Raw genomic sequence first — 7090 nt, forward strand, 5'->3', positions numbered from 1 at the left:
AATCTTTAGGAGTAAAGGAGGTTGAATCTATGATGGAAGCTATGTTCAAAGATGCCAACATCGATGGGTGTACGATTACATGTGTTCAAATGGTGCGTGAAGGAAATTTTACACTTCCGGACGGTGGAATTATATCTGATCTTCCTGCATTTTGCCGCGTTGCCATGCAATTGAAACCAACCCCCATCTCGAATATCCACGTGGAGGTTTGGCTGCCTCAAGAAACATGGAACGGCAAATTCCTCGGCACGGGCAATGGAGGGAGTGCTGGCGCCATCGCCTATGCTCGCCTTGCTTTCGGATTACGGCGAGGGTATGCAACGGCTAACACTGACTTAGGCACTTCCCCTCATGTCGATTCAGCCATTGGTCAACCGGAACGTTGGGCAGATTTCGGCTATCGTGCAACACATGAGATGACAGTTGTTGCAAAAGAAATCATCGCCATGTACTACCGAAGACCAGCTAGTTACGCTTACTTCGTAGGCTGTTCGACTGGCGGTCAACAGGCATTGATGGAAGCACAGCGGTATCCGGACGATTATAACGGCATCCTTGCAGGAGCTCCAGCTAACAATCGTACGCACCTGCACGCTGGATTCCTGTGGAATTATAAAGCCGTGAATCAGGTGCTTGAGGGTGAATTTTTCTCAAAAGAAACCATAGATGCAATAACAAATGCGGTGATCGAGCAATGGCAGGGAAAAGATGGCGGTGCACCTGCAGATAACTTTTTGACCGATCCAAGGAAATGCGGTTTCGATCCTGATACGATTTCAAATCGCAGCCATCTCGCTAAAGACAAGGGACTCACGAATGCCCAAGTGTTAGCACTAAAGCAGATTTATGCGGGTCCAACCAATCCAAGAACCGGAGAACAGATATATACGCCATTCCCTTATGGAAGCGAGAATTGCTCAGGGGGGTTAGATCTTCAACAAGATCCCGAGCGGTTGCCCTCATCGCTGCTGTATATGTTTCGTTGGGTGTTCGGCGCAGGATTTGATTACAGGACATTCGATTTTGACTACGATTTGGATGTATTAAATGAAAGATTAGCTCCGCTTCTTAATGCAAATAATCCGGATTTAAGTGCGATGAAAGCACTAGGCGGGAAAATTATGATGTACACAGGGTTGTCAGACCCGCTGGTACCGTATCAAGATGCGCTTCACTATTACGAACGGGTTATTGAAGCCCAGGGTGGATTAGCTCAAACGCAAGACTTTTTTCGGTTTTTTCTTATCCCGGGAATGGGACACTGTGGAGGCGGTCCGGGGTTGAACGATATTGGTCTTGGTGGAGTTGAAAGTGCTCAACTAGATAGCGAACATGATATTCTAAACGCACTCGTTGCTTGGGTGGAACATGGAAACGCACCAGAGCAATTGATCGCAACAGCGTTTAAGGATAGTTTTGCTCCGAATGGGATCAGCTTTCAGAGACCTGTTTTCCCTTATCCGAAGTTCCCGCAATACGTGGATGGAGATCCGAATTTGCCAACCAGCTATCAAGGAATTCATCATGAACGGGGTGGCGTTCTGGTACCAGCGGAACGATATCTTGTTTAATGCGAGATTATCGCCAATAGATAACCTTGCTAACCGTGCCGCTGATCTGCGGCACGGTTTTTCTACGCCTATTGCCAAAAATGACTAAACAAGGTGATAATGGAGAATGCAAATTGGGTAGTAATATACAAGCGTATATAACCTGTTCTCAATAGCTCTAAAAAATAAAATGTGGTGGTGAAGCTACTCAGTGTTATCTTCTTTAAAAAGATTTTTGATTGGACGACCGTTAAAATCAACAGAGTTAGGGGAACAAAAACTAAATAAAACGAAGGCACTAGCCATCCTTTCGTCAGATGCTCTATCTTCAGTAGCTTATGGCCCAGAACAAATATTAATTGTCTTAATGACAGTAGGCGCGGCTGCAATTTGGTATTCGATTCCGATTGCAATTGGTGTTTTAATTCTTCTTTTGGCACTTATCTTGTCTTATAGACAAATTATCTTTTCCTATCCTCACGGTGGTGGAGCCTATGTCGTGTCCAAGGAAAATCTGGGTACGTATCCTGGACTCATTGCAGGAGGTTCGTTGTTAGTCGATTATATTTTGACAGTAGCCGTAAGTGTGTCTGCAGGTACGGATGCGATTACTTCCGCATTTCCAAGCCTACATGCCCATAACGTGCTCATTGCCATTGTATTCGTCCTCTTTATTACAACATTGAATTTAAGAGGTGTAACGGAGTCAGCTTCTATTTTAGCCTATCCGGTATATTTATTTGTGGTAGCATTATTTATATTAATTGGTGTGGGGATATACAATATTCTAACGGGGCAAGTCTCTCCAGAAATCCATACTTCAATTGGTACACCTGTTGCTGGGATCAGTTTATTTTTATTGTTAAAAGCATTTGCCTCAGGGAGCTCTGCTTTAACCGGAGTTGAAGCGATCTCGAACGCGATTCCTAATTTCAAAGAACCTGCTCCTCATAATGCCGCTAAAACATTAGCCGCGATGGGCACGTTATTGGCTCTCTTATTTGCAGGAATCGTATATTTGGCCTTTGAATATGGCATCGTTCCCGCTGCAGAGGTAACCGTTGTATCGCAAATTGCGGAACAGACCTTTGGACGAAACTTTATGTATTTCTTTATTCAAGGAACAACAGCATTAATATTAATCCTTGCAGCAAACACAGGGTATTCGGCATTTCCTTTACTTGCGGTTAATTTGGCAAAAGATAAATTTATTCCCCGAATGTTTACCATACGAGGAGATCGATTAGGATATTCTAATGGGATTATCATTCTTGGCGTATTATCCATCGTTTTAATTATTGCTTTTAAAGGACAAACGGAACATCTTATCCCACTTTATGCAGTCGGTGTATTTATCCCATTTACCCTTTCTCAGACAGGGATGGTAGTCAAATGGGTCCGAGAGAAGCCCGCAGGATGGGTCACCAAGCTCATTATTAATACAACAGGGGCTGTAATTAGCCTTATCGTGTCGTTAATGTTCTTTTTAACCAAGTTCTCACAAGTGTGGCCAGTCTTAGTTTTCTTGCCTTTAATCATCTATCTCTTTCATCGAATTAAGCAGCATTATGAGGCAGTTGGCGACCAGTTAAGACTTGCAAACCGCCAACCATCAATCCCTGTTGAGGGTAATGTCATAATTGTCCCTGTGGCGGGTATTACACATGTCGTGGAGAACTCATTAAACTATGCCAAATCGCTTTCACCTCACCAGATCATTGCTGTCTATGTTCCATTTGAACGTGAAGATGAAGCGATGTTTGAGGAGAAATGGGAGAAATGGCAGCCTGATGTGAGGCTTGTGACGCTGCACTCCCCTTACCGAAGTATTATTAATCCACTGACCAAATTCATTGATACAGTTCAGCGTAAAGCCGGTGAATCGAATTATCAGGTTACCGTGATTATCCCGCAGTTCATTCCTAAAAAAGGCTGGCACAATATTCTGCATAACCAATCGAGTTTACTCATTCGTGCGCATCTACTGTATCGGAGAAATGTAATCGTAACTACGGTGCCGTATCACTTAACGAAATAGCAAGCAAAGCCGAAATTCCTAAATGAGGAAATTCGGCTTTTTTCATTTAAACCATCCCTTTTTTCTAAAAGCCATAAACATGCCAAAACCGATTCCGAACATGACTGTTAAAGCGATAAAATAACCCCATTGCCAAGTTAATTCGGGCATGTTAGTAAAGTTCATTCCATAAACTCCTGCTATGAATGTTAAAGGCATGAAGATCGTCGTTATGACAGTTAAAGTTTTCATAATGGTACTCATTCTATTGGAATTAAGAGAGATATAGCTGTCTCGTAAATCAGCTGTCATATCTCTGTTAGAATCGATCATTTCTGAGAGCTTCAACAAATGATCGTAAACGTCGGTATAGTAGTGTAAAAGTTCATGAAAACCCTTGATTCGTTCTGAATTCAGAATTCGATACAGAAGATCTCTCATAGGCACTATTGTTCTTCGAAGTTTTAATAGTCTGGATCGAATTTCAAATATATCTTCCATAAGTGCTTGGGTAGTTTCCGAACCAACGTTATTTTCGATTTCGTTTAATTGATCTTCAATTTGATAGATACTTGGAAAATACTGATCTACTAACTCGTCCATAACTACATAGGAAGCATACAGAGGACCTTTATCAACGCCATTTTTCTGCTGGGCTATTCGACACCAGGCATCTTCGATCTCCCTTGAAGAATTGGTATGAAAGGTAACGATAAAATTTGCTCCTAAAAATAGGTCCACTTCTTCAGCGGCTAGTGTTGTTTGATTGATGGCATGCATGACGAAAAAGTGTACATCTTCATAGTGATCTAATTTTGGCCGTTGTAAATAATGAAAACAATCCTCAATTGCAAGTGGATGAAAGTTAAAATGTTCTTCTAATAACTTGGACTCTTCTTCACTAGGTTGGTTAAAATCAACCCAATACCAGTTATAGTTTGAACTTGAAAGCTGAGTTAGTTGAACATCCTGTATAACTTCTAAATCTTTTGTGATAGCAATTGTACGAATCATTCTGAATTGGGCCCCTTAGTTAAGTAAATGATGATCTTCTTGTTATTCCAACATAGGAATCTTATTATAACAACCGTACATGCCATTCATAAATTTAAAACGCAAAACAGATAGCCCTTACTTCACAGTAGGGCTACCTTTTTTCATTGAGATTTCCATCTGATGCTCTTCACGCACGCGCTGCATAAACACTTGAAGCTCTTCCTTGGTTTCACAAACGGCTGCATGTTCTAACCAAACAAAGAATTTCTTCTTCAGAATGGCTGAAACATGAAGGGGGTAGGTGTCACGCGATTTAATGATATATAACCCTGGGGAAACCTCATTCCAAGGTGAATTGAAAATAGTGCGAAGGGATAAGCGAGTGCGATGCTCCCAATCTTGTTTTTTCTGCTTGTTTCTAATAGATTGATACATTCTCATAATCATTTGATGATCCGATATTTCGGTCCATGTTGAGAATCCTGACAGGGTGGCATCTTGTGTAATTTCGGACCTTTCTTTAGAAAACCAGTAACCAACAATTATGGGAAAATGATTTTCTTCTTCAAGCCATAAGACACCAAACCATTCGTAATGCAAATCAATTGGATTTAACAAATGAGGTGCTATCCCTAAATAATAATGGGGGGAGGAAGTCATGACATTTCTCCTTTTGACTTAATCTCAAAGTCGGTTGTAAGCGAATATGTCATAATTGTAACGTTGAACCGTGTAAAAATGGGGTAAAGAATGGATAGTAAACGTATAAAAATTGAATAAAAACAAACTTCTCGACTTTATCAAGGTCGTTAGCCTATAGCCTAATTATTGAGAAAGAAGGCAAAAACGAAAGAAAACTGAAGCATTTCTATCGATAATGCAAATGATTTCTAATTGGACGCGCTTCCATAAGCGCTGGATGCCTCAGATTGCGAAATAGGTGTCTCCAACGCATTTTACATTTATGAGCAATCGGCGTAACATTCGATTCAACAACAACAGATTTGAAGCAAAACGCTGAGTTTCCGCAAGGAAAACGGGGGAACCAACCGAAGCTGATCCGATATAGAATCGGTTTCTCGGGGTGAATCTAAAGCAGGCATAGCTTGCCAAAGTAGGGCACTTCCAAGCCCGAATCCGACAGCTAACCTCGTAAGCGAATTGGGAGAGAACTACCTTCTTTTCGAGTCTTCATTAGCGCACTTATGCGACTTCGAAGCCCGAGAGTAGAGTTTCTCTGCTCTTTGGCTTCTTTTTGTTGTTCACAATTTGAGGAGAGTGAATCTATTATGTATCCCGAACCCCTGACTCTAGTAAGAGAATCCGATGAATGTACGCAAGAATGTAGAATTACCCGTATTGAATGTTTTCAATTCGATTGTGAATTATCCGATAAGCTGCAACCCGAACATGGTGATGACTGTCATTGCGGTTTACTGACGATTTCAACGAATCTTGGAACATGTGGTTTAGGGCAATTCGTAATTCCATGCGGCAATCTAAAGGGAGATTTTGTGCAATGGGCAACTGTTTTTCAGAAACTCAAAGGACTGAACCTTACAGATGGCATACAGTACGCTCATCAGAGACAAGAGGCATGGGGAGAAGTACGCACACATTTAATCAAATCAGCACTAAGTGATCTGTCCAAAAAGCTTGAACATGCATCTCGTGCATATCAGAAAGAGAAAGAAGATTTGAGTTTTCTAAGTGATCGCAATTATTTATTTGAGCATTCTGGGGCGTATATCTCTTTCTAGGGATTTGAATGTTCACACCTCCATATGATAGAGTTTTTAGAGAAATCAGGGAACGATAAAAGAAAGGGAGATAGGGAAGGATGACCTCTAACAAGGAGAAGGCTATATCGTTTTTGCAACTGGTGGCGTCGGGAGAAGTACGTGAAGCATTCCGGAGGTACATCGGTCCGGGATTCCTCCATCATAATCCCTATTTCCGTGGGGACGCAGATTCTCTTATGATCGCAATGGAAGAGAACGCCGCGAAGAATCCTCACAAAACCCTGGGGGTCAAACGTGCCATCGAAGAGGGTAATATTGTCGTGGTACACTCCCATGTTCAACAAAACCAAGAGGACATTGGGGGAGCAGTGGTTCATATTTTCCGCTTTAATCAAGATCTTATCGTTGAATTCTGGGATGTGGGACAGCCCATACTTGTGAATTCCCCTAATGAGAATGGCATGTTCTGATGGGGAATAGAGGTTGTCCCAAAAGACAACCCTGAGGATCGGAATCCACCGTAGATTGTGTGTTTGGCGGAATGGAGCGTTCTGAATAGATGTATAAACTACAGCTAATTTGCTCGAATCTGACGTGTTGGGATGATTAGATGGAAAAATGCTCTTCTGTCAAGAAAGTGGACGTCACTAAGTTATGCGACCCGTTGGTAATATAGTTGCTCAAATTGAGCGGGAGATATGTAGCCAATGGTGCTATTCGACCTTGTCCGGTTGTAAAAGAACTCAAGATACCTGTACAGCTTCTGCTGGGCTTCTTGTTTTGTC

General features: G+C 41.8%; 6 protein-coding genes and 1 riboswitch. Of the genes, 4 read left to right on the forward strand and 2 right to left on the reverse strand.

The genetic code is table 11. The features are described 5' to 3' along the window. The first annotated feature begins 29 nt into the window (after positions 1-29). Positions 30-1571 carry a tannase/feruloyl esterase family alpha/beta hydrolase gene (locus AC58QM_RS17315; protein ID WP_497286015.1) on the forward strand — a complete coding sequence of 514 codons (1542 nt, stop codon included), beginning with the start codon at positions 30-32 and terminating at the stop codon, positions 1569-1571. A gap of 190 nt (positions 1572-1761) precedes the next feature. Continuing rightward, entirely contained in the window at positions 1762-3588 is a 1827-nt protein-coding gene (locus AC58QM_RS17320; RefSeq protein WP_497286017.1) for an APC family permease, read from the forward strand. 42 nt (positions 3589-3630) lie between these two features. On the opposite strand, the gene corA is transcribed toward AC58QM_RS17320, so the two are convergent. Together corA and AC58QM_RS17330 are read right to left on the reverse strand one after the other, a co-directional pair. Then, positions 3631-4581 carry a magnesium/cobalt transporter CorA gene (gene corA / locus AC58QM_RS17325; protein ID WP_497286019.1) on the reverse strand — a complete coding sequence of 317 codons (951 nt, stop codon included), beginning with the start codon at positions 4579-4581 and terminating at the stop codon, positions 3631-3633. 117 nt (positions 4582-4698) lie between these two features. Next, positions 4699-5181: a hypothetical protein gene (locus AC58QM_RS17330; protein ID WP_497286021.1), complete on the reverse strand. Its 483-nt coding sequence runs from the start codon at positions 5179-5181 to the stop codon at positions 4699-4701. A 387-nt stretch (positions 5182-5568) separates the two neighbouring features. Then, positions 5569-5738, forward strand: a riboswitch (cyclic di-AMP (ydaO/yuaA leader). A 114-nt stretch (positions 5739-5852) separates the two neighbouring features. Between AC58QM_RS17330 and AC58QM_RS17335 the strand changes: the two genes are divergently transcribed. Both AC58QM_RS17335 and AC58QM_RS17340 read left to right on the forward strand, forming a co-directional pair. Next, positions 5853-6323 (forward strand): hypothetical protein, encoded by a 471-nt coding sequence (locus AC58QM_RS17335; RefSeq protein WP_497286023.1) that lies wholly within the window; start codon positions 5853-5855, stop codon positions 6321-6323. 80 nt (positions 6324-6403) lie between these two features. Then, positions 6404-6775, forward strand: a complete 372-nt coding sequence (locus AC58QM_RS17340) for a nuclear transport factor 2 family protein (protein ID WP_497286025.1) — start codon at positions 6404-6406, stop codon at positions 6773-6775. Positions 6776-7090: the final 315 nt, after the last annotated feature.

The sequence above is a fragment of the Paenibacillus sp. J22P165 genome (assembly GCF_059692015.1).

Coding starts and splice junctions, on each gene's coding strand:
- AC58QM_RS17335 (WP_497286023.1), top strand. CDS start 5,853: ATGTATCCCGAACCCCTGACTCTAGTAAGAGAATCCGATGAATGTACG.
- corA (WP_497286019.1), bottom strand. CDS start 4,581: ATGATTCGTACAATTGCTATCACAAAAGATTTAGAAGTTATACAGGAT.
- AC58QM_RS17340 (WP_497286025.1), top strand. CDS start 6,404: ATGACCTCTAACAAGGAGAAGGCTATATCGTTTTTGCAACTGGTGGCG.
- AC58QM_RS17315 (WP_497286015.1), top strand. CDS start 30: ATGATGGAAGCTATGTTCAAAGATGCCAACATCGATGGGTGTACGATT.